The organism is Nonomuraea sp. NPDC005730, from assembly GCF_040630865.1.
In the GTDB taxonomy this organism is placed as follows: Bacteria; Actinomycetota; Actinomycetes; order Streptosporangiales; family Streptosporangiaceae; genus Nonomuraea.
The window spans coordinates 167,640-192,150 of sequence record NZ_JBEXYK010000001.1 but is presented as its reverse complement, the minus strand read 5'-3'; the positions used below and the strand labels follow the sequence as shown (position 1 = coordinate 192,150).

At 72.4% G+C, this 24,511-nt stretch carries 26 protein-coding genes and 1 pseudogene; 18 read left to right on the top strand and 9 right to left on the bottom strand.

Annotated elements, in window-relative coordinates; genetic code table 11:
* Positions 1–23: 23 nt before the first annotated feature.
* Positions 24–215 carry a hypothetical protein gene (locus tag ABZ444_RS00860; protein ID WP_352322643.1) on the top strand — a complete coding sequence of 64 codons (192 nt, stop codon included), beginning with the start codon at positions 24–26 and terminating at the stop codon, positions 213–215.
* A 25-nt stretch (positions 216–240) separates the two neighbouring features.
* Here the strand turns inward: ABZ444_RS00860 and ABZ444_RS00855 are convergent, their stop codons facing one another.
* Entirely contained in the window at positions 241–552 is a 312-nt protein-coding gene (locus ABZ444_RS00855; RefSeq protein WP_357970492.1) for a DUF3817 domain-containing protein, read from the bottom strand.
* A gap of 2 nt (positions 553–554) precedes the next feature.
* Entirely contained in the window at positions 555–1,337 is a 783-nt protein-coding gene (locus ABZ444_RS00850; RefSeq protein WP_357990762.1) for an SURF1 family protein, read from the bottom strand.
* Positions 1,338–1,443: 106 nt separating this feature from the next.
* Between ABZ444_RS00850 and ABZ444_RS00845 the strand changes: the two genes are divergently transcribed.
* The 3 genes from ABZ444_RS00845 (at position 1,444) to ABZ444_RS00835 (ending at position 3,649) form a co-directional block, all read left to right on the top strand.
* A complete protein-coding gene (locus tag ABZ444_RS00845) occupies positions 1,444–1,617 on the top strand; it encodes a hypothetical protein (RefSeq protein ID WP_357990759.1) in 174 nt (57 codons plus the stop codon).
* Positions 1,618–1,770: 153 nt separating this feature from the next.
* Complete coding sequence (locus ABZ444_RS00840) at positions 1,771–2,202, top strand: metal-dependent hydrolase (RefSeq protein ID WP_357990757.1); 432 nt, start codon at positions 1,771–1,773, stop codon at positions 2,200–2,202.
* Positions 2,195–3,649 carry an NAD(P)/FAD-dependent oxidoreductase gene (locus ABZ444_RS00835; RefSeq protein ID WP_357990754.1) on the top strand — a complete coding sequence of 485 codons (1,455 nt, stop codon included), beginning with the start codon at positions 2,195–2,197 and terminating at the stop codon, positions 3,647–3,649. The genes ABZ444_RS00840 and ABZ444_RS00835 overlap by 8 nt, the downstream gene beginning before the upstream one ends.
* A gap of 10 nt (positions 3,650–3,659) precedes the next feature.
* Here the strand turns inward: ABZ444_RS00835 and ABZ444_RS00830 are convergent.
* Positions 3,660–4,031 (bottom strand): annotated as a pseudogene (locus tag ABZ444_RS00830) (GH25 family lysozyme); the annotation flags it as partial.
* 258 nt (positions 4,032–4,289) lie between these two features.
* Positions 4,290–6,014, bottom strand: a complete 1,725-nt coding sequence (locus ABZ444_RS00825; RefSeq protein WP_357990751.1) for a gamma-glutamyltransferase family protein — start codon at positions 6,012–6,014, stop codon at positions 4,290–4,292.
* 95 nt (positions 6,015–6,109) lie between these two features.
* Between ABZ444_RS00825 and ABZ444_RS00820 the strand changes: the two genes are divergently transcribed.
* Positions 6,110–7,219: a sensor histidine kinase gene (locus ABZ444_RS00820; protein ID WP_357990749.1), complete on the top strand. Its 1,110-nt coding sequence runs from the start codon at positions 6,110–6,112 to the stop codon at positions 7,217–7,219.
* Positions 7,216–7,863, top strand: a complete 648-nt coding sequence (locus ABZ444_RS00815) for a response regulator transcription factor (protein WP_352349443.1) — start codon at positions 7,216–7,218, stop codon at positions 7,861–7,863. Before ABZ444_RS00820 ends, ABZ444_RS00815 begins: the two co-directional genes overlap by 4 nt.
* Here ABZ444_RS00815 and ABZ444_RS00810 read toward each other — a convergent pair.
* Positions 7,844–9,358 carry an FAD-dependent monooxygenase gene (locus tag ABZ444_RS00810; RefSeq protein WP_357990746.1) on the bottom strand — a complete coding sequence of 505 codons (1,515 nt, stop codon included), beginning with the start codon at positions 9,356–9,358 and terminating at the stop codon, positions 7,844–7,846. The genes ABZ444_RS00815 and ABZ444_RS00810 overlap by 20 nt on opposite strands.
* Before the next feature lie 57 nt (positions 9,359–9,415).
* Here ABZ444_RS00810 and ABZ444_RS00805 point away from each other — a divergent pair, with 57 nt between their 5' ends.
* From ABZ444_RS00805 to ABZ444_RS00780, 6 genes are all read left to right on the top strand, one after another.
* The gene (locus tag ABZ444_RS00805) at positions 9,416–9,613 is read left to right on the top strand and encodes a helix-turn-helix domain-containing protein (protein WP_352326953.1); all 198 of its coding nucleotides are present in this window, start codon (positions 9,416–9,418) and stop codon (positions 9,611–9,613) included.
* Positions 9,610–10,083, top strand: coding sequence for a Clp protease N-terminal domain-containing protein (locus ABZ444_RS00800; protein ID WP_357990743.1), 474 nt, complete (start codon positions 9,610–9,612; stop codon positions 10,081–10,083). The genes ABZ444_RS00805 and ABZ444_RS00800 overlap by 4 nt, the downstream gene beginning before the upstream one ends.
* Before the next feature lie 59 nt (positions 10,084–10,142).
* Entirely contained in the window at positions 10,143–10,913 is a 771-nt protein-coding gene (locus ABZ444_RS00795; protein ID WP_357990740.1) for a class I SAM-dependent methyltransferase, read from the top strand.
* 143 nt (positions 10,914–11,056) lie between these two features.
* Positions 11,057–11,293 (top strand): SHOCT domain-containing protein, encoded by a 237-nt coding sequence (locus ABZ444_RS00790; RefSeq protein WP_357990737.1) that lies wholly within the window; start codon positions 11,057–11,059, stop codon positions 11,291–11,293.
* A 100-nt stretch (positions 11,294–11,393) separates the two neighbouring features.
* Positions 11,394–12,272, top strand: coding sequence for a sulfite exporter TauE/SafE family protein (locus tag ABZ444_RS00785; protein ID WP_357990735.1), 879 nt, complete (start codon positions 11,394–11,396; stop codon positions 12,270–12,272).
* A gap of 56 nt (positions 12,273–12,328) precedes the next feature.
* Positions 12,329–13,717, top strand: a complete 1,389-nt coding sequence (locus ABZ444_RS00780) for a tetratricopeptide repeat protein (protein ID WP_357990732.1) — start codon at positions 12,329–12,331, stop codon at positions 13,715–13,717.
* 34 nt (positions 13,718–13,751) lie between these two features.
* Here the strand turns inward: ABZ444_RS00780 and ald are convergent, their stop codons facing one another.
* Both ald and ABZ444_RS00770 read right to left on the bottom strand, forming a co-directional pair.
* Complete coding sequence (gene ald, locus ABZ444_RS00775; RefSeq protein ID WP_352349429.1) at positions 13,752–14,861, bottom strand: alanine dehydrogenase; 1,110 nt, start codon at positions 14,859–14,861, stop codon at positions 13,752–13,754.
* Positions 14,862–14,913: 52 nt separating this feature from the next.
* Positions 14,914–16,296, bottom strand: a complete 1,383-nt coding sequence (locus tag ABZ444_RS00770) for an aspartate aminotransferase family protein (protein WP_357990729.1) — start codon at positions 16,294–16,296, stop codon at positions 14,914–14,916.
* A gap of 231 nt (positions 16,297–16,527) precedes the next feature.
* On the opposite strand from ABZ444_RS00770, the gene ABZ444_RS00765 reads away from it, so the two are divergent.
* Both ABZ444_RS00765 and ABZ444_RS00760 read left to right on the top strand, forming a co-directional pair.
* Complete coding sequence (locus tag ABZ444_RS00765) at positions 16,528–17,883, top strand: dipeptidase (RefSeq protein WP_357990726.1); 1,356 nt, start codon at positions 16,528–16,530, stop codon at positions 17,881–17,883.
* Positions 17,884–17,982: 99 nt separating this feature from the next.
* A complete protein-coding gene (locus tag ABZ444_RS00760) occupies positions 17,983–18,753 on the top strand; it encodes a phytanoyl-CoA dioxygenase family protein (protein ID WP_357990723.1) in 771 nt (256 codons plus the stop codon).
* Positions 18,754–19,047: 294 nt separating this feature from the next.
* Here ABZ444_RS00760 and ABZ444_RS00755 read toward each other — a convergent pair whose 3' ends face one another.
* Positions 19,048–19,635 carry a helix-turn-helix domain-containing protein gene (locus ABZ444_RS00755; RefSeq protein WP_357990720.1) on the bottom strand — a complete coding sequence of 196 codons (588 nt, stop codon included), beginning with the start codon at positions 19,633–19,635 and terminating at the stop codon, positions 19,048–19,050.
* A 168-nt stretch (positions 19,636–19,803) separates the two neighbouring features.
* Here ABZ444_RS00755 and ABZ444_RS00750 point away from each other — a divergent pair, with 168 nt between their 5' ends.
* The 4 genes from ABZ444_RS00750 to ABZ444_RS00735 are packed head-to-tail and all read left to right on the top strand — an operon-like array spanning position 19,804 to position 23,893.
* On the top strand, positions 19,804–20,448 hold the full coding sequence (locus ABZ444_RS00750; RefSeq protein WP_357990717.1) for an alpha/beta hydrolase: 645 nt from the start codon (positions 19,804–19,806) through the stop codon (positions 20,446–20,448).
* A 57-nt stretch (positions 20,449–20,505) separates the two neighbouring features.
* A complete protein-coding gene (locus ABZ444_RS00745; protein ID WP_357990714.1) occupies positions 20,506–21,075 on the top strand; it encodes an ATP-binding cassette domain-containing protein in 570 nt (189 codons plus the stop codon).
* Complete coding sequence (locus tag ABZ444_RS00740; RefSeq protein ID WP_357990712.1) at positions 21,075–23,330, top strand: YhgE/Pip domain-containing protein; 2,256 nt, start codon at positions 21,075–21,077, stop codon at positions 23,328–23,330. The genes ABZ444_RS00745 and ABZ444_RS00740 overlap by 1 nt, the downstream gene beginning before the upstream one ends.
* Positions 23,327–23,893, top strand: coding sequence for a TetR/AcrR family transcriptional regulator (locus tag ABZ444_RS00735; protein WP_352349411.1), 567 nt, complete (start codon positions 23,327–23,329; stop codon positions 23,891–23,893). Before ABZ444_RS00740 ends, ABZ444_RS00735 begins: the two co-directional genes overlap by 4 nt.
* Before the next feature lie 4 nt (positions 23,894–23,897).
* On the opposite strand, the gene ABZ444_RS00730 is transcribed toward ABZ444_RS00735, so the two are convergent.
* Positions 23,898–24,419, bottom strand: coding sequence for a cysteine dioxygenase family protein (locus ABZ444_RS00730; RefSeq protein WP_357991595.1), 522 nt, complete (start codon positions 24,417–24,419; stop codon positions 23,898–23,900).
* Positions 24,420–24,511 lie beyond the last annotated feature (92 nt).

Genomic DNA, 24,511 nt, shown 5'->3' with positions numbered 1-24,511 from the left:
TCCGCGTTCGGAGGAAGCCAGGGATGTCGCCAGTTCAGAAGTACGTCATCGGCGCAGGCGCCGCGGTTCTGCTCTCGCTGATCTTCTTGCCGGGCTGGATCACCCTGCTGGTGGTGCTCGGCGCGGTCGCGGCGCCGGTGGTCGGCTACCTCATGCTCGACCCGTCGCAGCGCGAGCGGCTCAAGCGGGCCCGCAGGCGCGGGATCGGCGGCTGAGGCCCGCGAGCCGCGGCGGGGGTCGTCAGGCCCTCGCCGCGCTCAGCTCGGTGCGCACCCGGTTGTGCACCCTGCGCTCCACGTAGAACGACAGGAACGGCACCGTGCCGCCGAGCATCACCCCGAGCATGTACGGCCAGCTCCAGCGTGCCTTCATGCCCAGGTTCATGACGGTGATGAGGTAGATCATGTAGAGGCCGCCGTGGATGGGCGCGACGATCTTCGACAGCTCCGCGGCGCCGAAGCCGTAGCGCAGCACCATGGCGACGCACAGGATGAGCAGCATGACGCCGACCACGTAGGCGAGCACCCGGAAGGGCTTGAGAGCCGATTCCACCGTTAACCTTCCAGAACCATCTCGGGGGACTTGTCGCGGTCCCGATCCGCCCGTACGGCGTCGCGGACGAAGTGGAACCACATGAAGACGGCGAATCCAGCGAAGATCCACCAGTTTGCGGCATAAGCCAGGTTACGCCAGGTCAGCGTCCCGCCGACCTCCGGCGGCCGGATCTTCACCTGCGTGAGCGAGCCGGACGGCGGCTGCGCCACCATGAAGCCGGTCCGCAGCTTCTGGCCGGTCCACAGGTTGATCAGCTCTCCGGTGGACACGGTCTGCACCTGTCCCGGAGGCAGCCCCTCGGCCCGCCGCTGCACGCTGTCGGTGCCCTGCTGGCCCCGCAGCCGGCCGTGCACCGAGACCCGGCCCTGGGGCACGGCGGTGACGCCCGGATCGTCCGCCTTGGCCGTCCAGCCGCGCACGACCGGCATCAGCGTGCCGTCGTCGAGCCTGAGCGGGGTGAGCACCCAGTAGCCGTGGCCACGCGAGACGTTGCCGCCGGGGGCGTCGACGTCGGGCCGCCGGTCGGCGACCAGGAGCTGCCGGGCGGCCTCGTACGTGCCCTCGGCGGCGACCCTGCGGCCGACGGCCTCGCCCTCCATCTGCCCGCCCACCTGGGCCAGCGTGGCGACCCCCACGGGGGCCGGATCGACGGCCGCGTGCGGCTTGCCGGAGTCCTGGAACACGCCGAGCTGCCAGCGGCCGAGCAGGATGAACGCGACGAGGACCCCGATCGTCAGCAGATGCAGCCCCACGACGCGGGGTGAGAGCAGGGTCCGGAGCATGCCCCAAAGCTATCCGCCGGGTGGAGTGGTCCCCTCATCAGCCCATGCCTATAGGTAGTGGCAAAGGGGTGCAAATGGACCATGTCATCGCGCTAGGCTGCTGGCCATGTCTGACCAGCATATCGATCCCGCGGGCAACACCCAGCAGTTCCGCGCCTTCGCACAGCGCCAGGAGCAGGAGGCCGCGGCGGCCCCCAAGAAGTCGCCGCTGCTGCCGATCCTCGCGGTCGCCGTGGTGATCGTGATCATCGGCGTCGCCGCCTTCCTGCTGCTCCGCTAGCACCCAACCGCATACGGACCACCCACCCGCCCCGACGCCGTGGCGGGTCTTTGTCGTCTCCGGACACCCTGGACATACCGGCCGGTCGGTGTGGCGGGCTTCATATCCGGACACCTCTGGACCGGCGGCCGACGACTGACTACATTGGACAACATGTCCAATACACCGGACATCAAGCCGCGCCGGCTGCCCGGCGACCCCACCAGCACGCACGCCCTCAACGCCCTGCACCTGCTGCTGCCCGCCGGTGAACGCTGGTTCGTGCACGTCTTCAAGCAGGTGCTTCCGCTCATCGCCGACGAAGGGCTCAAGGAGCGAGTCAAGGGGTTCATGGGGCAGGAGGGCACCCACGCGGTCGCCCACCAGCGCGTCCTCGACCATCTGAAGGGGCAGGGCCTCGACCCGGCGCCGTACGTGGACAACGTCGAGTGGCTGTTCGGGCGGCTGCTGGGCGACGGGACGGCGCCACCGTCGGCCAGGGCGTCCTGGCTGCGGGAACGGCTGGCGATGATCGCCGCGATCGAGGCGCTGGACTACATCGCCGTCTCGCCCGCCCACGCGGAGTTCAGGAGGTTCAGTGGCTGAGCCAGGATTGGTGATCATCGGCACCGGCTTCGCCGGGATCGGCATGGCGATCAAGCTCAAGGAGGCCGGCTACCACGACTTCGTGATCCTGGAGAAGGCCGCCGACCTCGGTGGCACCTGGCGGGACAACACCTACCCCGGGTGCGCGTGCGACGTGCCGTCGCACATGTACTCCTACTCGTACGAGCTGAACCCGGGCTGGTCGCGGATGTTCGCCCCGCAGGCCGAGATCTGGGATTACGTACGCACCTGCGCGGACAAGTACGGAGTAACCCCCCACATCCGCTACAACAAGCACGTCACGTCCCTGGAGTACGACGACGACCGCCGGAACTGGACGGTCACCACGGACGACGGCGCAACCATGCGGACGAACGCCATCGTTTCCGGCATCGGCGCCCTCCATATCCCGAAATTTCCGGAAATTGCGGGGAGGGAATCCTTCGCCGGCCCCTCCTTCCACTCCGCCGAATGGGACCACTCGGTCGACCTGACCGGCAAGCGCGTCGCCGTCGTCGGCACCGGCGCGTCCGCCGTCCAGTTCGTCCCCCAGCTCGCCCCCCGGGTACGCGAGCTGACCATCTTCCAGCGCACGCCCCCGTGGATCCATCCCAAGCCCGACTTCGCCTTCTCCCCCGCCGCCCGGCGCGTCCTGGCCCTGCCCGGCATGGCGCGGGCCCTGCGCGGGGCCGTCTACTGGGCGCTGGAGAGCCGGGCGCTCGGCTTCGCGGTGCACCCGCGCCTGATGAAGGCGCACGAGCTGCTGGCGCTCAGGCACCTGGCGGCGCAGGTGCCCGATCCCGGCCTGCGCCGCAGGCTGACGCCCGACTACACGATCGGCTGCAAGCGCGTGCTCGTCTCCAGCGACTACTACCCAGCCCTGACCAGGCCGGACGTCACCCTCGTCACCGACGGCATCGCCGAGATCCGGCCCCGCTCGATCGTGACCACGACCGGTGAGGAGCACGAGGCCGACGTGATCGTCTACGGCACCGGCTTCAAGGTCGTGGAGGCCCTCCAGGACCAGCGCATCACCGGCCGGAACGGCCTGAAGATCCAGGACGCCTGGCAGCACGGCATAGAGACCTACCACGGCATCACCACCGCGGGCTTCCCGAACCTGTTCTTCCTGCTCGGCCCGAACACCGGCCTCGGGCACAACTCGGTCGTCTTCATGATCGAGTCGCAGGTCCGCTACGTCGTCGAGTGCCTGCGCCTGCTCTCCAGAAGCCAGGCCAGGGCGCTGGACGTCAGGAAGGACGCCCAGGACGCCTTCAACCGCCGGCTGCACACGCGCCTGGACCCGCTCGTGTGGAACGCGGGCGGCTGCCGCTCCTGGTATCTGGACGAGCACGGAGTGAACCGGACGATCTGGCCGGGCTTCACCTTCGAGTACTGGGCCCGTACGCGGAAGGTGCGGCCGGAGGCGTACGAGCTCATCTACTGAGGACGGCGGGTCACCTGCGGCCCAGCGCCTTGAGCTGGACGGGGGTGAGCGCGGAGACGTTCTGGTCCACCGGCGCGTCGGCGTACTGGTGGATGGTCCAGGTCTTCCAGTCGGCGGGGGCGGTCACCTGGCCGGGGCCCTTGCCGTAGCGGGCCACCCACAGCGGGTACCGCTGGAGGCCGTGGCCGTACTCGTCGGCGAAGTTCCAGCCGCTGTAGAACAGCGGCGTGCCGCCGGTCCTGGCCTGGACGTGCGCCAGCCACTTCTTGGCCCAGGCGTTGACCTCGGTCACCGACCGGCCGTCGGTGGTCTCCAGGTCGAGCGCGAGCAGGTCGCCCTCGGCGGCCGGCTGCCGGTCGACCACGGACAGGAAGTGGTCGGCCTCGGCTCGCGTACAGCTTCTTGGCGTTCGGCTTCACAGGGTTCCTCCTGGGGGCAGGCCGGAGCCGCCCACGGGTGTCTGTCGGGATGCCGCGACGGCGGCTGACGAGCTGCGGCCGGCGGTTCCCGCCCGGCGGCATGGCGCGTCGCGATGCCCGTCACAACCCTGTGACCTGGGCAAACATTCCCTCATGCCGGAGTCGAGCCGGCACTGTCCGGCGAGGGGCGGCGGCCCGCGGGGGGCCGCCGCCGTGCGCGCTCAGCGCGGGTTCACGACCAGGGCACTGCCGCCGCCCCGCCGTACGGGCTCGGCGACGGCCTGGACCAGGCCGTGGCCGCGCAGTTCCAGCGCCGTGGCCGCGCCGATCTCGGGGTTCAGCACGAAGCCGTGCCCCTTGGCCTCCAGCTCGGTCCGGTACTTGTCGAGGAACGCCTGCTCGGCCTGCGTCTGGGCGGTGTTGCGCTGCGTGGCCCGCGGCGCGGCGAGCGCGTCGGGCAGGCTCATGCCGAATTCGTACCGGTTGACCAGGATCTGCAGCACGGTCGTGATGATCGTCGAGCCGCCCGGCGAGCCCGCGGCCAGCACCGGCCTGCCGTGCTCGAACACCAGCGTGGGAGCCATCGACGAGCGCGGCCGCTTGCCGGGGCCGGGCAGGTTGGGGTCGCCGGGGGCGGGGCCGAAGGTGAAGTCGGTCAGCTCGTTGTTGAGCAGCACGCCGCGGCCCGGCACCACGATGCCGTTGCCGCCGGTCGACTCGATGGTGAGGTTGTAGGCGACCACGTTGCCCCAGCGGTCGGCGACGACCATGTGCGTGGTCTCCGGCCCCTCGTCCGCGATCGGGGTCGCGCTGCCGGTCGGGGTGGCGCAGGCGCCGTACGTGCCGTCGGGGCTGCCGGGGGCGACCGGGCTGGTCAGGGCCCGGTCACCGATCAGGCAGGCGCGCTCCTTGGCGAACCCGTCGGACAGCAGCTCGCGCAGCGGCACGCCGGGGATGTCGCCGACGTAGGCGTTGCGGTCGGCGAAGGCCAGCCTGGACGCCTCCAGGTACTCGTGCAGGCCCACCTTGGGCAGGGCTTCGAGGATGTTGAGCGCCTCGCCGACGGTCGAGCCGCCCGAGGACGGCGGGGCCATGCCGTACACGTCCATGCCGTTGTAGGAGATCTTGGTGGGCTCGCGCAGGAGGGCGCGGTAGTCCCGCAGGTCCGACAGCTCCATCAGGCCGGGCCTGACGTTGCGGGTGCTGCCGGGGGTGACCGGCGGCTTCTTCACGGTGGCCACGATCTCCGCGCCGAGCCGGCCGCCGTACAGCCAGCCGGGGCCGCGCCGGGCCAGTTCCCGGTACGTGTTCGCCAGCTCCGGGTTCCGGAACACCGAGCCGACCGGCGGCGGGGCGCCGTTCGGGAGGTAGAGGCGGGCCGTCGAGGTGATGTCCTTGAAGCGGGCGGCGTTCGCGGCCGTCTGGTCGTGGAACGTCTGGTCCACGACGAAGCCGCGGGAGGCCACCTCGATGGCGGGCTGGAGCGCCTGGCCGAGCGAGAGCGTGCCGAACCGGCGCAGGGCCAGGTCCCAGTGCGCCAGCGTGCCGGGCACTCCTGCCGACAGGCCGCTGGTGACGCCCTCGTCGAACGGGATGCCCTCGAAGCTGGTGGCGGTCATCGCGCGCGGGGCGGTCTCGCGGCCGTCGATGGTGACGACCTTGCGCTGCCTGGCGTCGTACAACACCATGAAGCCGCCGCCGGTCAGGCCGGCCGAGTACGGCTCGGTGACCCCGAGCACGGCTCCGGCGGCCACGGCCGCGTCGACGGCGTTGCCCCCGCGTCTCAGCACGGAGATCGCGGCCTTGCTGGCGTCGAGGTCGACGGTGGCGACGGCGCCTCCGTACCCCTCGGCGACCGGGGCTTTCTGCTGGGGGCCCGCCGACGCGGGCGCGGCGGGCAGGAGGGAGATGAGGACTGCTGCTGCGGAGAAGATCACACGGCGCATGGTGTCCACGATGACCCAGCTACGCCCGTCGTGGTAGGGCCCCCTCGGACAAGGGGATGATGTCGTGCGCGCCGCCGGTGGCCTAGCGTGGTGGCGTGCGCACGAAGTCCGGTTTCGACCCTTATCTCGCCCTGATCGTGGCGGTCGCCCAGTTGGTGATCGCCCAAGGCGCGACGTGGGGCCAGCGTCTCCTCAGGGAGCAGCTCGACCCGTACGCGTACGCGTTGCTGCTGGTCGGGCCGCTGGCCATCCTCTTCCGCAGGCGGTTCCCGCTGCTGACGGTCTCCGTCGCGCTCGCCGCGATGGACCTGTTCCTCATCGGCGGCTACGCCTACGGCCCCGCCTTCCTCAGCCCCGGCGTCCTGCTGTTCCTCCTGGTCACGGGGGGCAGACGGCTGATGGCCTGGACGATGGCGACCATGACGGTGACCTCGCTGCTCAGCTACGCCTGGTGGGTGGGCAACCGCGACCTGTTCCACAGCCTGTCGATCCTCGCGTTCATCATGCTGTTCATGGTCGTGGCCGAGCTGGTCAGGATCGTCAGGGAACGCCGGGCCGAGCGCGAGCGCGTCGCGGAGGAGGAGGCCAGGCGGCAGGCCAGCGAGGAGCGCCTGACCATGGCCCAGGAGCTGCACGACGTGCTCGCGCACAACATCTCGCTCATCCACGTGCAGGCCAGCACCGCGCTGCACCTCATCGACGCCAACCCCGAGCAGGCGCGCTCGGCCCTGGCCACGATCAAGACGGCGTCCAAGGAGGTGCTGGGCGAGATGCGCTCGGTGCTCAACGTGCTGCGCGACGGCGCCCCGCGCTCCCCGACGGCCGGGCTCGACCGGCTCGACGACCTCGTCCAGCGTTCGGGGATGGAGGTCTCGCTCCGGCGGGTGGGGTCGCGGCCGCTGCCGCCGCAGGTCGAGCGGGCCGCGTACCGGATCGTGCAGGAGTCGCTCACCAACGCCGCCCGCCACGCGCCCGGCTCGCGGGTGTCGGTGCGCCTGGAGTACGGCGCCGAGGAGCTGGTCATCGTGGTCGCCGACACGGGGGCGACCAAGCCCGCCGTGCTGTCGGAGGAAGGCAGCGGCAACGGCATCCCCGGCATGCGCGAGCGCGCCTCCGCCCTGGGCGGCACGCTCGTCGCCGGCCCGTCGGACGGCGGCTTCCAGGTCGAGGCCCGTCTGCCCCTACCCGAGGAGAACCCAACGTGATCAAGGTGTTGCTCGCCGACGACCAGGCGCTGGTCCGCGCGGGCTTCAAGGCCCTGCTGGACGCCCAGCCCGACATGACCGTGGTGGCCGAGGCGGCCGACGGCGCGGAGGCGGTGCGCCTGGCCGGCGAGCACGCCCCGGACGTCGTGCTGATGGACATCCGCATGCCCGGCACCGACGGCCTGACCGCCACCCGCCTGATGCCGCCCGGGCCGCACATCATCATCCTGACCACCTTCGAGCTGGACGAGTACGTCTTCGAGGCGCTGCGCGGCGGCGCGTCCGGCTTCCTGGTCAAGGACACCGAGCCGGCCGAGCTCATCCAGGCCGTGCGGGTGGTGGCGGCGGGCGAGGCGCTGCTGTCGCCGAGCGTGACCCGGCGGCTGATCGCCGAATATGCCTCGCGCGCCAAGGAGCCGGTCGCCACCCAGGGCCTCGACCAGCTCACCGAACGCGAGCGCGAAGTGCTCTCCCTGGTCGGCACGGGCATGACCAACGACGAGATCGCCGCCAAGCTGTTCATGTCGCCGGCCACGGCCAAGACCCACGTCAGCCGGGCCATGATGAAGCTGCACGCCCGCGACCGCGCCCAGCTCGTGGTCATCGCCTACGAGTCCGGCCTGGTCAAGCCGGGGTGGCTCTGACGGCGGCCGGACCGGCGCCGAACCACGCCCGCGCGGCCTCGGCCAGGCCGCCGGTCCCGGCCCAGGCCACGTACCCGTCGGGGCGGACGAGCAGCACGTCGGCGGGCGGCTCGGCGCACCGCGCCCGCACCACGTCGATCCAGCCGCCCTCAGGCAGCGCCGGGTCCGGCCCGTCGTCAGGGTCGCCGGGCGGCGCCGGGGCCGGCCCGTCGCGGAGGTCGAGCAGCACCGGCCTTCCGGCCCGCAGCAGCCCGGCCGCCCGCTGTTCCCCCGCCGCCGTGCTCAGCTCCAGGTCGGGGAGGAACCGTCCGGCGAGCGGATGCGGGTGCGCCGGCCCGCGGGCGGGCGGGTAGCGGGTGTCGGAGCCGTGCAGGAGCGCGGCGAGCCGGCGCAGCGGCTGCTCGTCGGCGAACAGCTCGCCGAGCAGCGCGCGCAGGGCGTCGCCGTCCTCGCCGGGGGCCCGTTCCAGCGCCGCCTGGGCGCGGGTCTGGGCGAGCGCCCGCGCGGCCACCGGACGGCGCTCCTCCTCGTAGGTGTCGAGCAGCCCGGCGGGCACCCGTCCGAGCAGCACGGCGGCCAGCTTCCAGGCCAGGTTGGCCGCCTCCGTCAGGCCGACGTTGAGCGCCGACCCGCCCGCCGGGAACAGGTGGGCGGCGTCCCCGGCCAGGAACACCCGCCCGGCCCGGTGACGCTCGGCGAGCCTGGCCTGCGCGACCGTGCCGGACAGCCAGATCGGCTCGCCCAGCGGCAGGTCCCGCCCGATCACCCGGCGTACGGCCGCGTGGAAGTCGTCCGGGGTCACCGGGCCGCCGGGCAGCGTGCCGCGCTCGCGCACGCCCGCGATGAGCACGCCGGGTTGCAGCGAGGTGAGCAGCAGGCGGCCGGCCCGGGTGCGGTTCCAGCCGGGTTCCAGGCCCTCGACCCGCGGCGCCTCGAACGGGCCCTGCTCGTACCAGGCGAAGTGGCCGAGCCGTAGCACCTCGTCGTCGGTGGTGCCCGGGAAGCCGATGCCCGCCAGGGCGCGGACGGTGCTGTGCCCGCCGTCGCAGCCGACCACGTACCGGGCGCGGGCCCGGCCGGTGGACAGCTCCAGCGTGACGCCCTCCTCGTCCTGGGCCAGCCCGAGGACCTCGTGGCCGCGCCTGATCCCGGCCCCGAGCCGTGCGGCCCGCTCGGCCAGCAGCCGTTCCAGCCGGGGCTGCTGGATCAGCAGCAGCCGCAGCGGCATGTCGTCGTGCCCGGCGAACCGCAGCGGCACCTGCCCGAACGGGAACCCCGGGGCGGGGCCGGCGAACCCGCTGCCCTCGGCGAGGGGGCCGAGCAGGCCGCGGTGGCCGAGCAGCTCCACGATCTGCCCGGCGAGCCCGTTGGCCTTGGGCAGCTCGCTCGGTTCCGGGCGTTTGTCCAGCACGATCGGGCGTAGGCCGGCCAGCGCCAGCTCGCCCGCGAGCATGAGCCCGACCGGGCCCGCTCCCACGATCATCACGTCGTCCATGCCTGTCAGGCTAGATTGACAAAATCGTGGTTGTCAATCTAGCCTGACGACGTGGACATGGAAGAGCTGTCTCAACGCATCAGGTCGAACGACCCCGCCCTGGGCCTGCGGGCGGTGGGCGCGCTGCACCGGCTGGCCGAGCAGGTCGAGGCGGCGTCGGTGGCGGCTGCCAGGGAGCAGGGCTGGACCTGGGAACAGATCGGCGACGCGCTCGGCATGTCGCGGCAGTCCGTGCACGCCAGATACGGAAAGTGAGGATCGCCATGTTCGGCAAGGAGAAGAGCCCCTTCGCGGCCGTCGTCAGCGCGGCGCTCGACGAGGCCAGGCAGCGCGGCGACCGCCGGCTCGGCACCGAGCACCTGCTGCTCGGCCTGCTGCACGATCCCGCCGCCGAGCCGGCGCGGGCGCTCGGCGTGGACCTGGCCGGGGCGCGCGCCGCGCTCGACGAGCTCGACCGCGAGGCGCTGCGCTCGATCGGCCTCGACCTCGGCCAGGCCCCGCGCGCGACGCCCCGCCGGCACCCGCCGGTCCCCGGCACCGCGCTCACGTCGAGCGCCCGCGCGGTGGTCAACGCCGCCATCAGGGCCACCCGGCGGAAGACCAGGCCACAGGCGCCCCGCCATCTCCTGCTCGCCCTCCTGGAGCGGGACCGCCACGACCCGGTGGCCCGGCTGATCGACCAGCTCGGGATCGACCGCGCGGCCGTCCGCGCCCGTGTCGCCTGATCGGCGACACGGGAGAAATCCGGTTGAACCCGCGGCCGGGGCGCTGACATGGTCGAAGGATGCGGCGTACATACGATGACCTGGTCGAAGAGGCCGACACGGTGTCCGTGGCCGGCTGGGACTTCTCCTGGCTGGAGGGCCGGGCCACCGAGGAACGGCCCTCGTGGGGCTACTCCCGCCTGCTGGCCGGGCGGATGGCGGCGGCGCAGGCGGCGCTCGACGTCCAGACCGGCGGCGGTGAGATCCTGGCCGGGCTGCCCACGCTGCCGAAGGTGACGGTGGCGACCGAGTCGTGGCCGCCCAACCTGGCGCTGGCCGCCGCCCGGCTGCACCCGCGTGGGGCTCAGGTGGTGGCCGACGACGACGAGCCGCGCCTGCCGTTCCGCGACGGCGTCTTCGACCTGGTGGTCAGCCGCCATCCGGTGGCGACCTGGTGGGCGGAGATCGCCCGGGTGCTGCGTCCCGGGGGCGCGTACTTCTCGCAGCAGGTCGGCCCGCGCAGCGTGTTCGAGCTGACCGAGTTCTTCATGGGCCCGCAGGACGGCTCGGCCCGTGACCCGCGCCAGGCCGTGGCGGAGGCGGAGGCGGCCGGGCTGGAGGTGGTCGACCTGCGGGCCGAGCGGCTGCGGATGGAGTTCCGCGACATCGGCGCGGTGATCTACTTCCTGCGCAAGGTGATCTGGATCGTGCCGGGCTTCTCGGTCGGCCGCTACGGCGACAGGCTGCGCGAGCTGCACGAGCTCATCGAGGCCGAGGGCCCGTTCGTCGCCCATTCGTCCAGGTTCCTCATCGAGGCCCGGCGGCCCTGCGCGCACCCGTCCTTCGGATGATGAGACGCACCGGCGCGCTACCGCCTCAGGCGTACGCCGGGCCCGCCTGAGCACTCCCCCGGGCGCAGCGGCGGCGGCTCCCGGCGGGCGATTCGCCGCGCCGCCGGAAGGCGGACCCTGGAGGCAGGACGAAGGAGGAAGTCATGCATCCGCATCTCTGGCCGGTCTTCCCGGTCTTCTGGGGCCTGTTCTGGGTCGCGCTCATCGCACTCGCCGTCACGGCCCGCCGCAAGGGCTGGTGGGGGCGTCGCCCGGCGGCCGTCCCCGACCGGCCCACAGCGTCGGCGGAGCGGATCCTGGCCGAGCGGTACGCCCGCGGCGAGCTGGGCGACGACGAGTTCTTCGAGAAGATGTCCGTGCTCAAGGGCGCAACCACCTAAACATCACTAAGGGTACAAGAACTGTCACTGGCCGCATCCAGCCTGCCGCGTTACGTTTCCCCCGAAAGCATCGCGAGCGAGCGAGCGGGGAGGGCTGAGCGTGGAGGCCGTCACCCTGTTCGCCGGGGGCGTGGCAGCCGGGCTGGTGGCGGGCACCGCCTCGTGCACGGCCGCCCAGGGCGGGCTGCTCGTGGGGCTGGTGGGCCACCGCCCCGGCCGCGACCCGGCGCTGGTGGCCTGGTTCCTGGTCGGCCGGATGGCGGCGTACACGCTGGTGGGGGCGCTGCTCGGGCTGCTGGGCTCGGCGGTCGGCCTGCCGCCGCGGGCGCGGGCCGTGCTGCTGGTCGCGGCCGGCTGCGCCGTGATCGTGTTCGCGATCCGGCTCATGCGCGGCGGGGGGCACTCGTGCGCCGAGCCCGTCCGGCCGTCCGGCTACAAGGCGCCGCTGCTGGGGGCGGCCACCGTCCTCGTGCCCTGCGGCGTGACGATCGGCATGGAGATGCTCGCCGTCTCCAGCGGCTCGCCGCTGTCGGGCGCGGCGGCCATGGCGGGGTTCGTGGTCGGCACGGCGCCGGCGTTCGCGCTGCTCGGCTACGTGCTGCGGCGGATCTCCCGCACCCGGCTGTCCAGGTTCGCGGGGGTCGTCGCCGTCGGCGCCGGGCTCTGGACCGTCGTGGCCGGGCTCAACCTGGGCGGCTGGACGGGGGAGGCCGCGCCGGTCGCCGCAGGGCCCACCGCCCGGACCGTCACGGTCTACGCCACCCGCGAGGGCTACCGGCCCGCCGCCGTGTCCGTTCCGGCGAACGTGCCGGTCGAGGTCATCTTCAAACTGGTCGATCCGGGCTGCACGGGCACCGTCACCATCGACGGGCGCGACGTGACCCTGCCCGCCACCGTACGGCTGCCGCCCCACCGCCCCGGCTCGCTGCGTTACGTGTGCGGGATGGGGATGTATTCCGGGTTCATCAGGTTCTCCTAGGGCCGTTGTCGGCGATTACGGTTCGCGATCGTATGATCACGTGCCACTCTGTCGCCATGGCCTGGTGGCAGGGAGAGGTGGCGACGCCGGCCGTTCCGGCGCCACGGGTGGGTGACGAGCCGGAGTTGCTGGTGGCCGCGCAGCAGGGCGACGCCCAGGCGGCCCACCGGCTCGGCAAGCTCTACGCCCAGCGCGGCGACCGCGCGGCGGCCCGGCTCTGGTGGGAGCTGGCGGCCGCGGGCGGCAACGTCGACAGCGCCTACAACCTGGGCGTCTGGCACGAGAAGCACGGCAGCCTGGAGGAGGCGGTCATCTGGTACGAGACCGCCGCGGCCACCGGCGACGCGGAGGCCGCCGCCAACCTGGCCACGCTCCTGCTCGAACAGCGCGGCGACGCCGGCGCCGCGAGGGCCTGGTTCGAACGCTCGGCCATGGCCGGGTCGCGCGCCGCGGCCCGCCGGCTGGCGCTGCTGTGCGAGGACACCGGCGAGACCGGCGTGGCCCGCGAGTGGCACCGCAGGGCGGCCGACGAGGGCGACATGGCCTCGGCCCACGACCTCGGCTTCCTGGCCTACTCCGCCGGCGAGGACGAGGAGACCGTGCGCTGGTGGGAGTACGCCGCCAGGGGCGGCCACGCCGACTCCGCCCACTGCATGGGCCTCTACCTGCACGCCAGCCGCGACCCCGAGGGCGCCGAGGCCTACTACCGGCTGGCCGCCAAGAACGAGCACCCGGGCGCCGCCTCCCGGCTCGGCGCCATCGCCCTGTCCCGCGGCGACCTGCGTACGGCCCGCGCCTGGTACGAGCGGGCGGCCGCGGCCGGGCGGCTGGAGGACCAGCGCATGGCCGGGTTCGTCTGCGTGGAGCTCGGCGACACCCCGGCCGCCAGCCACTGGTTCGGCAGGGCGGCGGCGGGCGGCGACGCCGAGTCCGCCTTCAACTACGGCCTGCTGCTGATCGCCGAGTTCGGCGACCTGGCCGGCGGCCGCCACTGGTTCCGCCAGGCGGCGCAGGCGGGCCATCACGGCGCGGCGGTCGAGCTGGGCGGGCTGCTGACGGTCGCCGGCGAGCTGGGCGAGGCCGAGGAGTGGCTGGCCGACCCGCCGCCGCAGGCGTGGGCGCGCACCGCCGAGCCCGAGCTGGCCGCCCGCGCGGAGCTGGCGGCGGCGGCCACCGGCCGCAGGGGCGGCGTGCCGCTGCCGGTGCCCGACCTGACGGAGGTGCTGGGCACCTGGGACCTGGTGACCAGGCCGCTGCACGACCACTCCGACGTGATCGGCTGGCTGGTGGAGCGGAGCGGGGTGCACCGCAGCGCGGTCGAGCACCTGGCGTCGGTGCGCGGCACGCTGCTGCGCCCCGGCAGCGCGCCGTGGCCGGGCACGGGCGAGATCCAGCACGTCCTCGCCACCGCCCGTGACCTGCGGCGCCGCCTGGGAGTGTGTTAGGGGCGCGACCGCCGGCCGCGCCCCCGGAAGAGAATCAGAGAACGTCGGCGACCGGCGTGTACGCCAGCCCCAGCGCCTGGGCGACCGGCTCGTTGGTGAGCAGGCCGTCATGGGTGTTCAGACCGCCCGCGAGCCCCTGGTCGGCCTTCAGCGCGTCGCGCCAGCCCAGGTTGGCCAGCTTGACCGCGTACGGGAGCGTCGCGTTGGTCAGGGCGTAGGTGGAGGTGTTGGCCACCGAACCGGGCATGTTGGCCACGCAGTAGAAGATCGACTTGTGCACCGTGTACGTCGGCTCGGCGTGCGTGGTCGGCCGCGAGTCCTCGAAGCAGCCGCCCTGGTCGATGGCGATGTCCACGAGCACCGAGCCCGGCTTCATCCGCGCGACCAGGTCGTTGGAGACCAGCGTCGGGGCCTTGGCCCCGGGGATCAGCACCGCGCCGATGACCAGGTCGGCCTGCAGGACCTCGCGCTCGATCGCGTACGAGGTGGACACGAGGGTCTTGAGCCGGCCCTGGTAGATGGCGTCGATCTGGCGGAGCCGGTCGATGTTGGTGTCGAGCACGGTCACGTCCGCGCCCATGCCGACGGCGATCTGCGCCGCGTTGAGGCCCGAGACGCCGCCGCCGATGACGACGACCTTGGCCGGGGCCACGCCGGGCACCCCACCGGGCAGCACGCCCCGGCCGCCGTTGAAGCGCATGAGGTTGTAGGCGCCCACCTGCGGCGCGAGCCGGCCCGCGACCTCCGACATCGGGGCCAGCAGCGGCAGCGTGTGGCCCACCTGCACGGTCTCGTACGCGATGCCGGTCGTCCTGGCGGCGAGCAGGGCGTCGGTGCACGGACGGGAGGCGGCCAGGTGCAGGTAGGTGAACAGGACCAGGCCCTCGCGCAGGCGGTGGTACTCCTCGGCGATGGGCTCCTTGACCTTCAGGACCATGTCCGCCCCGGCCCAGACGGCGTCGGCGTTGTCGAGGATCTTCGCGCCCGCGGCGAGGTACTCCTCGTCGGTGATGTGTGAGCCGAGGCCGGCACCCCGCTGGACGGTGACGTCGTGACCGTTCCGCACCAGCTCGTGAACACCGGCGGGGGTGACCGCCACACGGTATTCGTGGTTCTTGACCTCGGCAGGGACGCCGATCTTCATCGTAGGGATCCTTTCGGAGACCGGCACTTCGTCGTACCGGGTGGGGAGGGTGTTAGAGGCGCGCCCACGCTTCCGAGAGCACACCCCGCAGGATGGATCCGATCTCGTCGAACTCCCTCTGCCCCGCGATCAGCGGGGGCGCGAGCTGGATCACGGGGTCGCCGCGGTCGTCCGCCCGGCAGTAGAGTCCGGCGTCGAACAGCGCCTTGGACAGGAATCCGCGCAGCAACCGCTCGGACTCCTCGGCGTTGAACGTCTCCTTGGTGGCCTTGTCCTTGACCAGCTCGATGCCCCAGAAGTAGCCCGAGCCCCGCACGTCGCCGACGATCGGCAGGTCGCGCAGGTCGTCGAGGGCGGCCTGGAAGAGGGGCTCGTTCTTGGTGACGTGGCCGAGCAGGTCCTCGCGCTCGAAGATGTCGAGGTTGGCGAGGGCCACGGCGGCCGACACGGGGTGGCCGCCGAAGGTGTAGCCGTGGGCGAACATGTTGTCGCCCTGCTTGAACGGCTCGAACAGCCGCTCGTGCGCGATCATGGCGCCGATGGGCGAGTAGCCGCTGGTCAGGCCCTTGGCACAGGTGATGATGTCGGGCACGTAGTCGAACTTCTGGCCGCCGAACATGGTGCCGAGGCGGCCGAAGGCGCAGATGACCTCGTCGGAGACGAGCAGCACGTCGTACTCGTCGCAGATCTCGCGCAGGCGCTGGAAGTAGCCGGGGGGCGGCGGGAAGCAGCCGCCGGCGTTCTGGACGGGCTCGGCGAAGACGGCGGCCACCGTGTCGGGGCCCTCCATCTCGATGGCGCGGGCCACGCGGTCGGCCGCCCAGATGCCGTATTCCTCCGGCGACATGCCAGGGATGCCACTGATTTCGTCGGCGCGGTAGTAGTTCGTGTTCGGAACGCGCACCGAGCCGGGCACGAGAGGCTCGAACATCTGCTTGAACGCCGGGATGCCGGTGATCGACAGGGCGCCCTGCGGGGTGCCGTGGTAGGCGATCTGGCGGCTGATGACCTTGTGCTTGAGCGGCTTGCCGACGAGCTTGTAGTACTGCTTGGCCAGCTTCCACGCGGTCTCGACGGCCTCGCCGCCGCCGGTGGTGAAGAAGACCCGGTTCAGCTCGCCCGGCGCCTGCTCGGCCAGGCGGGCGGCCAGCTCGGCCGCCTTGGGGTGCGAGTAGGACCACAACGGGAAGAAGGCCAGCTCCTGCGCCTGCTTGGCGGCGGCCTCGGCCAGCTCGGCACGCCCGTGCCCGACCTGGACCACGAACAACCCGGCCAGGCCGTCGAGGTAACGCTTGCCGTGGATGTCGTAGATATAGGACCCCTCACCGCGCACGATGGTCGGGATCTCGTTCTCCTGGTAGGCGCTGTGCCTCGTGAAGTGCAACCACAGGTTGTCCTGCGCGGCCTTCAGGACGTCGTTTTCCGGCTGCGTCATGGTTATCTTCCCTCGTGTCGAACTCTCCACAGTGTGCATCTTCACCTGCGGTTTGCCAAGCGAATCGGTCGCAGCACTATGCAAGAAAATCGAGATCCGCAGAACCGTTGTGTAACAGCAACGAAATCCGCAGGTAGATTAACGCGCGGGTCATGCCTGTTTCCATACTGTGGAACCTTCTGTGATCCAATGAGACCAAACTGCCGAGAACGACCCCCGGGGGACCGTCCCGTGACTCCTGACCAGATCGAGAGCGCCGTCGCCGCCGCGATGCCCCGAGCCATCGAGGAGCTCAAGCGGCTCGCCGCCATCCCCTCCGTGGCCTTCCCCGGGCACCCTGAGGAGCCGGTTCTCGCCGCCGCGGCGGTGACGGAGGAGCTCGTGCGCTCGGCGGGCCTGCCGCACGTCCAGCAGGTCGCCGTCGAAGGCAGCTTCCCCGCGATCTACGGTGAGGCCCCCGCCCCTCCCGGCGCGCCCACCGTCCTGCTGTACGCGCACTACGACGTGCAGCCGGCCGGCGACCTGGCCGCCTGGCGCACGCCGCCGTTCGAGCCCACCCTGATCGACGGCAAGCTGTACGGCCGCGGCTGCGCCGACGACAAGTCGGGCATCATCTCCCACATCGCCGCGCTGCGCGCCTTCCAGGGCCGGTTCCCGGTGGGCATCAAGGTCATCATCGAGGGCCAGGAGGAGTACGCGGGCGAGCGCCTGGAGTCCTTCGTCGAGCGCAACCCCGAGCTGCTGCGGGCCGACGCCATCGTGGTCGCCGACACCGGCAACCCGCGCGTCGGCGACCCGGCGGTCACGACGTCGCTGCGCGGCATGGCGGCCTTCACCATCGAGGTGCGCACGCTGCGCGAGGCCCTGCACAGCGGCTCGTTCGGCGGCGCCGCCCCCGACGCGCTGGCCGCCCTGATGCGCATGCTGACCGCGCTGCACGACGAGAACGGCGACATCCGGGTGCCCGGCCTGCCGCGCGGCAGCTTCCTCGGCCAGGGGCCGTCGGAGGAGGAGTTCAGGAAGACCGCCGGCGTGGCGGACGGCGTCTCGCTGGTCGGCTCCGGCTCGCTGGCCGACCGGCTGTGGGCCTCGTACGCCATCACCGTCACGGGCCTCGACGTGCCCAGCGTGTCGGGCGCCGTGAACGCGGTCCAGCCGGCGGCGCGGGCCCGGGTGACCGTCCGGGTGCCTCCGTCCGGCGACCCGAAGACCACGGTCAACGCCGTGGTGGAGTTCCTGCGCCAGGTGGCGCCGTGGGGCGTGCAGGTGTCGTTCGACGACTTCACCGTCGGGTCCGGCTTCCAGGCCGACTCCGGCGGCAAGGCGCGGGCGGCGCTCAACCGGGCGATGGAGCGCGCGTTCGGCCGTCCGCCGCGCGACGTGGGCGCGGGCGGGTCGATCCCGCTGGTGAACACGCTGCTCAAGCAGTACCCGGCGGCCGAGATCCTGCTGTTCGGCGCCGAGGACGAGGACGCCGCCATCCACGCCCCCAACGAGCGGGTCGACCTCGACGAGCTGCGCCGGGTGGCCACCGCCGAGGCATTGTTCCTCCAGGAGCTGAGCCTGCCGTCGGCGCTCGGCGTCTGACCCTCGCCCGCTCCGCCCCGGGCGGAAATTGCGTTGCCCTTCCTGGCCGTCGTTCGTCAGACTGCACGACGTTCCCGGAACCGTCAGGAAGGGCTGCGCATGTTGACCGACGAGCAGGTCGAGTCGTTCGTGGAGGACGGGTTCGTCCGGCTTCCCGGCGCGGTTCCCCGGGAGACGGCCGAGCAGTGCCAGGCCGAGCTGTGGGCGGCCAGCGGCAGCGATCCGGACGACCCGTCGAGCTGGACCCAGCCGGTGGTGCGGCTGGGCTGGATCGCGACCCCGCCGTTCCGCGCGGCGGCCAACACGCAGGCGCTGCACGAGGCCTACGACCAGCTCGTGGGCGCCGGGCGATGGACCGCGCCCATGGGTCTCGGCACCTTCCCGCTGCGTTTCCCCAGCGACAAGGAGCCCGGCGACGACGGCTGGCATCTGGAGGCGAGCTTCGCCGGTGACGCCGGCGAGTACCGGGTGAACCTGCGCTCGCGCGGCCGGGCCCTCCTCATGCTGTTCCTGTTCTCCGAGGTCGGCCCCGACGACGCCCCCACCCGGGTACGCGTCGGCTCACATCTGGACGTGCCCGCCCTGCTCGCCGATTCCGGGGACGAAGGGCGTGAATGGTTCCCGCTGTGCGGGGAGGCCGTGCCGCTCAGCGAGGGGCGCCGGGAGGTCACCGTCACCGGCTCCCCCGGCGACGTCTTCCTGTGCCATCCGTTCCTGATCCACTCGGCCCAGCCGCATCACGGGAGCGTGCCGCGGTTCATGGCGCAGCCGCCGCTGGTGCCGACCGGCCTGCTCGACCTCACCGGCACCGCGCCGACGCCGGTCGAGCGCGCGGTCCTGAAGGGTTTGAACGGCACCGCTCCGGCTTAGGACGCCCGGCGGCGCGACCCGATCAGAGCGCCAGGCGGCGCGGGTCAGGCGTGATGGTCCGCCAGGCGGCGGGGCTTGGTCGTGCCGCGGCAGACCAGGCGCAGGCCGGTCTCCACCAGTGCCCAGCCCAGCCGCCGTTCCCAGGCGCGGGCGACCGTCCCCGGGTGAGTCCGGTCTATCCGGCCTGTTCGGTCTGTTCGGCTTGTCCGGCGGGGGGCCTGGGCGGCGGCGCGCAGCTCCTGCCCACGTACTCGCTCGACAAGTAGGTATAAGTCGGGATTCATCCTGCTCTCCTCACGTCGTGAACGGGAACCCGTACAAGTGCACGGCCACGTTCTCGCGGCCTTCGGTGTCACCCGCCTCGCCGGCCGCCTTGCCGCGGGCCGTCCACTTCACGACCACGTCGTCGATCTCCTGCCTGAGGTCGCGCAACTCCCGCGCGGTCAGCGACAGCAGGAACTCCGACCCGAAGGACGAGTCCTGCCAGGACTCGCTCCAGGCCCACTGCGCGTCGAGGTAGCCGTCATACATCTCGGCGAGCTGGCGGGCGTGCAGGCGGGACAGGGTCTGGTGGACCACGACGCCCTCGGGGCTGTCGCGGAAGTCGGAGTTACGGGTGGAGAAGCTCTCCGCCGACGTCCGCCACCAGCGCTCCCGGGCGTCGCCCCGGCCGCCCTCCGTCTCCTCGATGAGGCCGTGCGAGGCCAGCTTGCGCAGGTGGTAGCTGACCAGGGAGACCGCCTCGTCCACCTGCTCGGCGAGCTGCGAGGCGGTCGCGAGCTCGGCGACCTTGAGCGCGCGGTACAGCTTCATGCGCAGCGGGTGCGCCAGCGCCTTGAGCGTGCCGACGTCCTGGACGCGGGGCCGATCGTGGCTTGCCATACTTCCACGCTAGGTGCGAAAGGAAAATTGCGCAATAAAGGTTGCGGGATTTTCTGTCTCAGGCGCTCGCCATACTGCGTCGAGAACAGGGACACCGACGATGGGAGCAGGAGCCATGAGCGAGGCACCGCGGGGCGTTTCCGGCACGACGGCGCGGGGGTGAGGCGGATGGCGACGTTCGCGCTGATCCACGGCGGCGGGAGCTCCGCATGGGACTGGCACCTGGTCGAGGCCGAGCTGCGCGCCCGGGGCCACCGGACGGTGGCCGTCGACCTGCCGATCGAGGACGAGTCGGCCGGCCTGGCCGACTACGCCGACACGGTGGCGCGGGCCGTCGGCGAGGCGGACGAGCTGGTCGTGGTGGCCCACTCGTGGGGCGGCTTCGTCGGCCCGCTGGTCTGCGACCGGCTGCCCGTCAAGCTGCTCGTGCTGGTCACGGCCATGATCCCGGCCCCGGGCGAGCCGCCGGGCGACTGGTGGGCCAACACCGGGTACCAAGGCGCCGACGGCCTGGACACGATCGCCCAGTACATGCACGACGTCCCGGAGGAGCTGGCGGAGGAGGAGTTGTCGCGGGGGCGTCCGCAGGCGGAGAAGTCGTCCGTCGAGCCGTGGCCGGGGGCGGCGTGGCCCGACGTGCCGACGAGGTTCCTGCTCTGCCGGGACGACCGGTTCTTCCCACCCGAGTTCATGCGGCGGGTGGTCCGGGAACGGCTCGGTGTCATGCCCGACGAGATCGGGGGCAGTCACATGGTCATGCTCTCGCGGCCCAAGGAGCTGGCCGAGCGGTTCGAGGCGTATCTCACAGTGTGAGGCACCGCATCACGAGGTAATCTTTTGTACTGACCAGTCAGTTCAAGAGGTGGGGTTGTGGTGATCGTCGCGGAGGGCTTGTCGATCGAGGGGGTGTACCCGGCGGTCTCGCTGAAGGCGGGCCCCGGGACGCTCACGGCGGTCGCCGGGCCGGCGGGCAGCGGGCGTACGAGCCTGCTGCTCACGCTGGCCGGGCGGATGAAGCCGACGACGGGCACGCTCTCCGTCGCCGGGCACACCCGGCCGCGGGCCGTCCGCAAGGCGGCGGCGCTCGCGCTGGTGGACGGCGTGACGGATCTCGACAGAGCGCTGACGGTCAAGGAGCACCTGCGGGAGCGCAGGCGCAGGCCGTACCAGGAAGTCCTGAAGCGGGCGGGGCTCGCGGCGCCGGACACGACGCCGGTGAGCGAGCTGGACCGCGAGCAACAGGTGCGCCTCGGCGTCGCCCTGGCCCTACTGGACGAGCCCGCGGTGATCCTCGCCGACAACGTGGACGCGGGCCTGCCCGACGACCGCGTACGGGAGCTCTGGGACCTCCTGCGCGAGCTCGGCGCCGGCCTCGGCACGGCCGTGGTCGCGACCTGCGTGCGCCCGCCCGCCCGCTACGACCACCTCGTGGAGCTGTGATGAAGGGCATGCTGCGGTCCCGGTTGACCCGGGCTGCGCTGGCGGCGGTGATCGTGCTGCCGCTGCTGTACGCCGGACTGTACCTGTGGTCGTTCTGGGACCCCCAGGGCAACCTCGACCGGGTCCCCGTCGCGCTGGTCATGGAGGACCGCCCGGCCACGGTCGACGGCAAGACCCTGCACGCGGGCCAGGACCTGGCCGACGAGCTGCGCGAGCGCAGGACGTTCGCCTGGCACGAGGCCACGCCCCGGCAGGCGGCCGACGGGGTCGCCGACGGCAGCTACTACCTGTCGCTCACCGTGCCCGCCGACTTCAGCGCCCGCCTGGCCTCCCCCTCCGACGACACGACGACCCCCACCCCCGCCCAGCTCGGCGTGCGGGTGGACACCGGCCGCAGCTACATCGTCGGCAGCATCTCCGACGCGGTCTTCAACGAGGTGCGCGCCGCCGCCGAGCGCACGGCCATCCACGACTACTTCGACAAGGTCTTCGTCTCGATCGGCGACATCCACGACGCCACCACCGAGGCCGCCGACGGCGCCGGCAAGCTGCACGACGGCGCGGTCAAGGCCGGCGACGGCGTCTCTCGCCTCAACTCCGGCCTCGGCACCGCCGAGAACGGCGCCCAGCAGCTCTCCGTCGGCCTGAACAGCGCCAACACCGCAACCGGCAAGCTGCGGGACGGCTCGGCCCAGGTCACCGGCGGCATCGGCAAGGCGCAGCAGGCCATCGGCGAGCTGCGCGACGGCCTGCGCAAGCTCCGCAGCGAGGGCACCTCCGAGCTGCGGAAGGGCACCAAGAAGGCGGCCGACCAGGTCCACACCCAGACGCGCGCGGTCAACCAGCTCGCCGACAAGTACGTGCCGGTGCTGGACGAGTGGGGCCCGAAGGTCGCCGACGCCGCCGAGCAGGTGGCCGACGCCGCCGACCGGCTGGCGGACGGCTCCGACACGGGCACCGGCGCGACCCGCGCGGCGGGCAGCGCCCGCGAGGCCGCCTCCCAGGCCCAGGCCGCGCTCGACCGCCTCGGCGCGGACGCCGACCCCGAGGTGCGCTCCCTGCTGCGCAGCGCGGCCAACGCCGCCGAACGCGCCGCCGAGCAGGCCGGTTCGGCGGGCACCGGCGGCACGGGCGGCGCCTCCGACCTGTCCGCCCAGGCCCGCGAGCTGGCCAGGAACGCCAGGAAGATCGCGGCCGTGGCCCCGCAGATCGGCCCCAAGGTCGACCAGGTCAGGACCCAGGTGAACGCCCTGGACGACGGCCTGGCCAAGCTGGCCGCGGGCGCGGCGACCGTGGACGCGAGCCTGGCCAAGGCCGGCACCGGCGCGGGCACCCTCTACCAGGGCGCGACCAAGCTGCACGACGGCTCGGCCCAGGTCACCAGCGGCCTCGGGCAGCTCGGCGGCGGGCTGGTCAAGCTCAGCGACGGCGCGAGCACCCTGCGCACCGGGGTCGGCCGGCTGCACGACGGCGCGGGCCAGGTGGACAAGGGCATGGACCAGCTCGCCGAGGGCTCGAAGGACCTGGCGGGCGGGCTCGGCGACGGCGCGGAGAAGATCCCCGACTACGACGCCCGGCAGCGGGCCGCCCGCGCCGACGTGATGAGCGACCCGGTGCGGCTGGCCAAGACGGTCGACAACGAGGTCCCCAACTACGGCACCGGATTCGCGCCCTTCTTCCTGCCGCTGGCGTTGTGGGTGGGCGCGATGATCACGTTCATGGTGCTCAAGCCGCTGAACCAGCGGCGGCTGGCCGGCACCCAGGGCGCGGTGCGCATCGCGCTGGCCGGCTGGCTGCCCGCGGTGGCGCTGGGCGCGGCCCAGGTCGGGGTGCTGGCGGCGGTGCTGCGGTTCGCGCTCGGCCTGGAGGCGGCGCACTGGCTCGGGGTGATCGGGCTGCTGCTGCTGGCTGCGGCCGCGTTCCTGGCGGTGGTGCAGGCGGTCAACGCGCTGCTCGGGCCGCCCGGCCGGGTGGTGGGGCTGGCGCTGCTGATGCTCCAGCTCACCTCGGCGGCGGGGACGTACCCGATCGAGACCTCGCCCGGGTTCTTCCAGACGATCTCGCCGTGGCTGCCGATGAGCTGGGTCGTCTCGGCGCTGCGCAGGCTGATCAGTGGCGGCGATCTGACCGTGGTGTGGCAGGCTTGCGGCGTGCTGTCCGCATTCCTCGTGCTCGGGCTCGCGCTGACCACCCTCGCGGTGGAGCGCGGCCGCGTCTGGTCCATGAAGCGCCTGCACCCCGAGCTGTCACTGTGAGCAGGCAGGACACCCGGGCGAAGGTGTTCACGGCGGCGGTCGAGCTGATCGCCGAGCAGGGCTACGCGGCCACCACGGTCGACGCGATCGCCGAGCGCGCCGGGGTGGCCAAGGGCACCGTGTTCTACAACTTCGGCAGCAAGGAGGGCCTGTTCTCCGCGCTGCTTGAGCACTCGATCGAGCGGCTGGCGGGCGCGCTGGCCGCCGCCGACACCGGGGAGAGCGGTGTGGCCGCCCTCGACTCGGTCGTGCTCGGCCAGTTGCGCTTCTTCGAGGAGCACGGCCCGTTCGCCCGGGTGTTGCTGGCCGAGATGTGGCGCACCGCCTGGCAGGAGGCGGTGGCGCGGCTGCGCGAGAGCGCGCTAGGCGTGTACGCGGGCGTGCTGCGCAGGGCGGCGGCGAGCGGCGAGATCCGCGCCGACCTCGATGTGGAGACGGCGGCGACCGCCCTGTTCGGCATGGTCCTGACGGTCGCCATCGAGCGCCGCGCCCTCTACCCCGAGCGGCCGATCGAGCAGACCCACCAGACCCTGGTCGAGCTGCTCCACGGCCGCATCAGGTGAGGCGTCAGCGCACCGGCAGCTCGTAGACGCGGCGCACGCTGCTGCCCAGCTTGCCGACGTCGGCGCCGTACACGTGCAGCGACACCCCGACCTCGTCGCTGGTGTTGAGCACCATGTGGATGTCGCCGGGCGGGGCGAAGCCGCTGACCTCGCCCGGCCGGTTGTCGGCGCGCCCGATCTCCACCAGGTGGTCGCCCATGTCGCGGTAGAGCGTCTCGTGCTCGATGCCGCTGAGGATGCCGAACGTGCACCAGGACACGTGGTCGTGGATCACCGTGTACTGGCCGGGACGCCACACGACGGCCACGATCGAGAACTCGTCCTGGGCGTGCAGCAGGTGGGAGGAATAGCGTCCGGGCGTGCCGAGGCGTTCCTCGGGCGTGAGGATGTCCATGCCGGGCAGCCGGTCGCGCAGCACGTCGGCGACGGCGAACGCGGTCTCGCGGGCGCCGAGCTTCCTGGCCACGATCTCGGAGATGCCGGACACCAGAACGTCGAGCCCTGGCCTGGTGGTGGTCGCGACCATGTTCACGGTGTCCCCCTAGGGAAAACGCGGCAATTTGTCCTCCCTCTCTACGGTGGCCCATGGCGATCGATAGGTCCAACAGAAGTCTTCTG

What these genes read in the sequence shown, in the direction of transcription:
- ABZ444_RS00860 (WP_352322643.1), top strand. Translation starts at nt 24, where the DNA reads ATGTCGCCAGTTCAGAAGTACGTCATCGGCGCAGGCGCCGCGGTTCTG.
- ABZ444_RS00850 (WP_357990762.1), bottom strand. Translation starts at nt 1,337, where the DNA reads ATGCTCCGGACCCTGCTCTCACCCCGCGTCGTGGGGCTGCATCTGCTG.
- ABZ444_RS00845 (WP_357990759.1), top strand. Translation starts at nt 1,444, where the DNA reads ATGTCTGACCAGCATATCGATCCCGCGGGCAACACCCAGCAGTTCCGC.
- ABZ444_RS00840 (WP_357990757.1), top strand. Translation starts at nt 1,771, where the DNA reads ATGTCCAATACACCGGACATCAAGCCGCGCCGGCTGCCCGGCGACCCC.
- ABZ444_RS00825 (WP_357990751.1), bottom strand. Translation starts at nt 6,014, where the DNA reads ATGCGCCGTGTGATCTTCTCCGCAGCAGCAGTCCTCATCTCCCTCCTG.
- ABZ444_RS00810 (WP_357990746.1), bottom strand. Translation starts at nt 9,358, where the DNA reads ATGGACGACGTGATGATCGTGGGAGCGGGCCCGGTCGGGCTCATGCTC.
- ABZ444_RS00805 (WP_352326953.1), top strand. Translation starts at nt 9,416, where the DNA reads ATGGAAGAGCTGTCTCAACGCATCAGGTCGAACGACCCCGCCCTGGGC.
- ABZ444_RS00795 (WP_357990740.1), top strand. Translation starts at nt 10,143, where the DNA reads ATGCGGCGTACATACGATGACCTGGTCGAAGAGGCCGACACGGTGTCC.
- ABZ444_RS00790 (WP_357990737.1), top strand. Translation starts at nt 11,057, where the DNA reads ATGCATCCGCATCTCTGGCCGGTCTTCCCGGTCTTCTGGGGCCTGTTC.
- ABZ444_RS00780 (WP_357990732.1), top strand. Translation starts at nt 12,329, where the DNA reads ATGGCCTGGTGGCAGGGAGAGGTGGCGACGCCGGCCGTTCCGGCGCCA.
- ald (WP_352349429.1), bottom strand. Translation starts at nt 14,861, where the DNA reads ATGAAGATCGGCGTCCCTGCCGAGGTCAAGAACCACGAATACCGTGTG.
- ABZ444_RS00770 (WP_357990729.1), bottom strand. Translation starts at nt 16,296, where the DNA reads ATGACGCAGCCGGAAAACGACGTCCTGAAGGCCGCGCAGGACAACCTG.
- ABZ444_RS00760 (WP_357990723.1), top strand. Translation starts at nt 17,983, where the DNA reads ATGTTGACCGACGAGCAGGTCGAGTCGTTCGTGGAGGACGGGTTCGTC.
- ABZ444_RS00755 (WP_357990720.1), bottom strand. Translation starts at nt 19,635, where the DNA reads ATGGCAAGCCACGATCGGCCCCGCGTCCAGGACGTCGGCACGCTCAAG.
- ABZ444_RS00750 (WP_357990717.1), top strand. Translation starts at nt 19,804, where the DNA reads ATGGCGACGTTCGCGCTGATCCACGGCGGCGGGAGCTCCGCATGGGAC.
- ABZ444_RS00740 (WP_357990712.1), top strand. Translation starts at nt 21,075, where the DNA reads ATGAAGGGCATGCTGCGGTCCCGGTTGACCCGGGCTGCGCTGGCGGCG.
- ABZ444_RS00730 (WP_357991595.1), bottom strand. Translation starts at nt 24,419, where the DNA reads ATGGTCGCGACCACCACCAGGCCAGGGCTCGACGTTCTGGTGTCCGGC.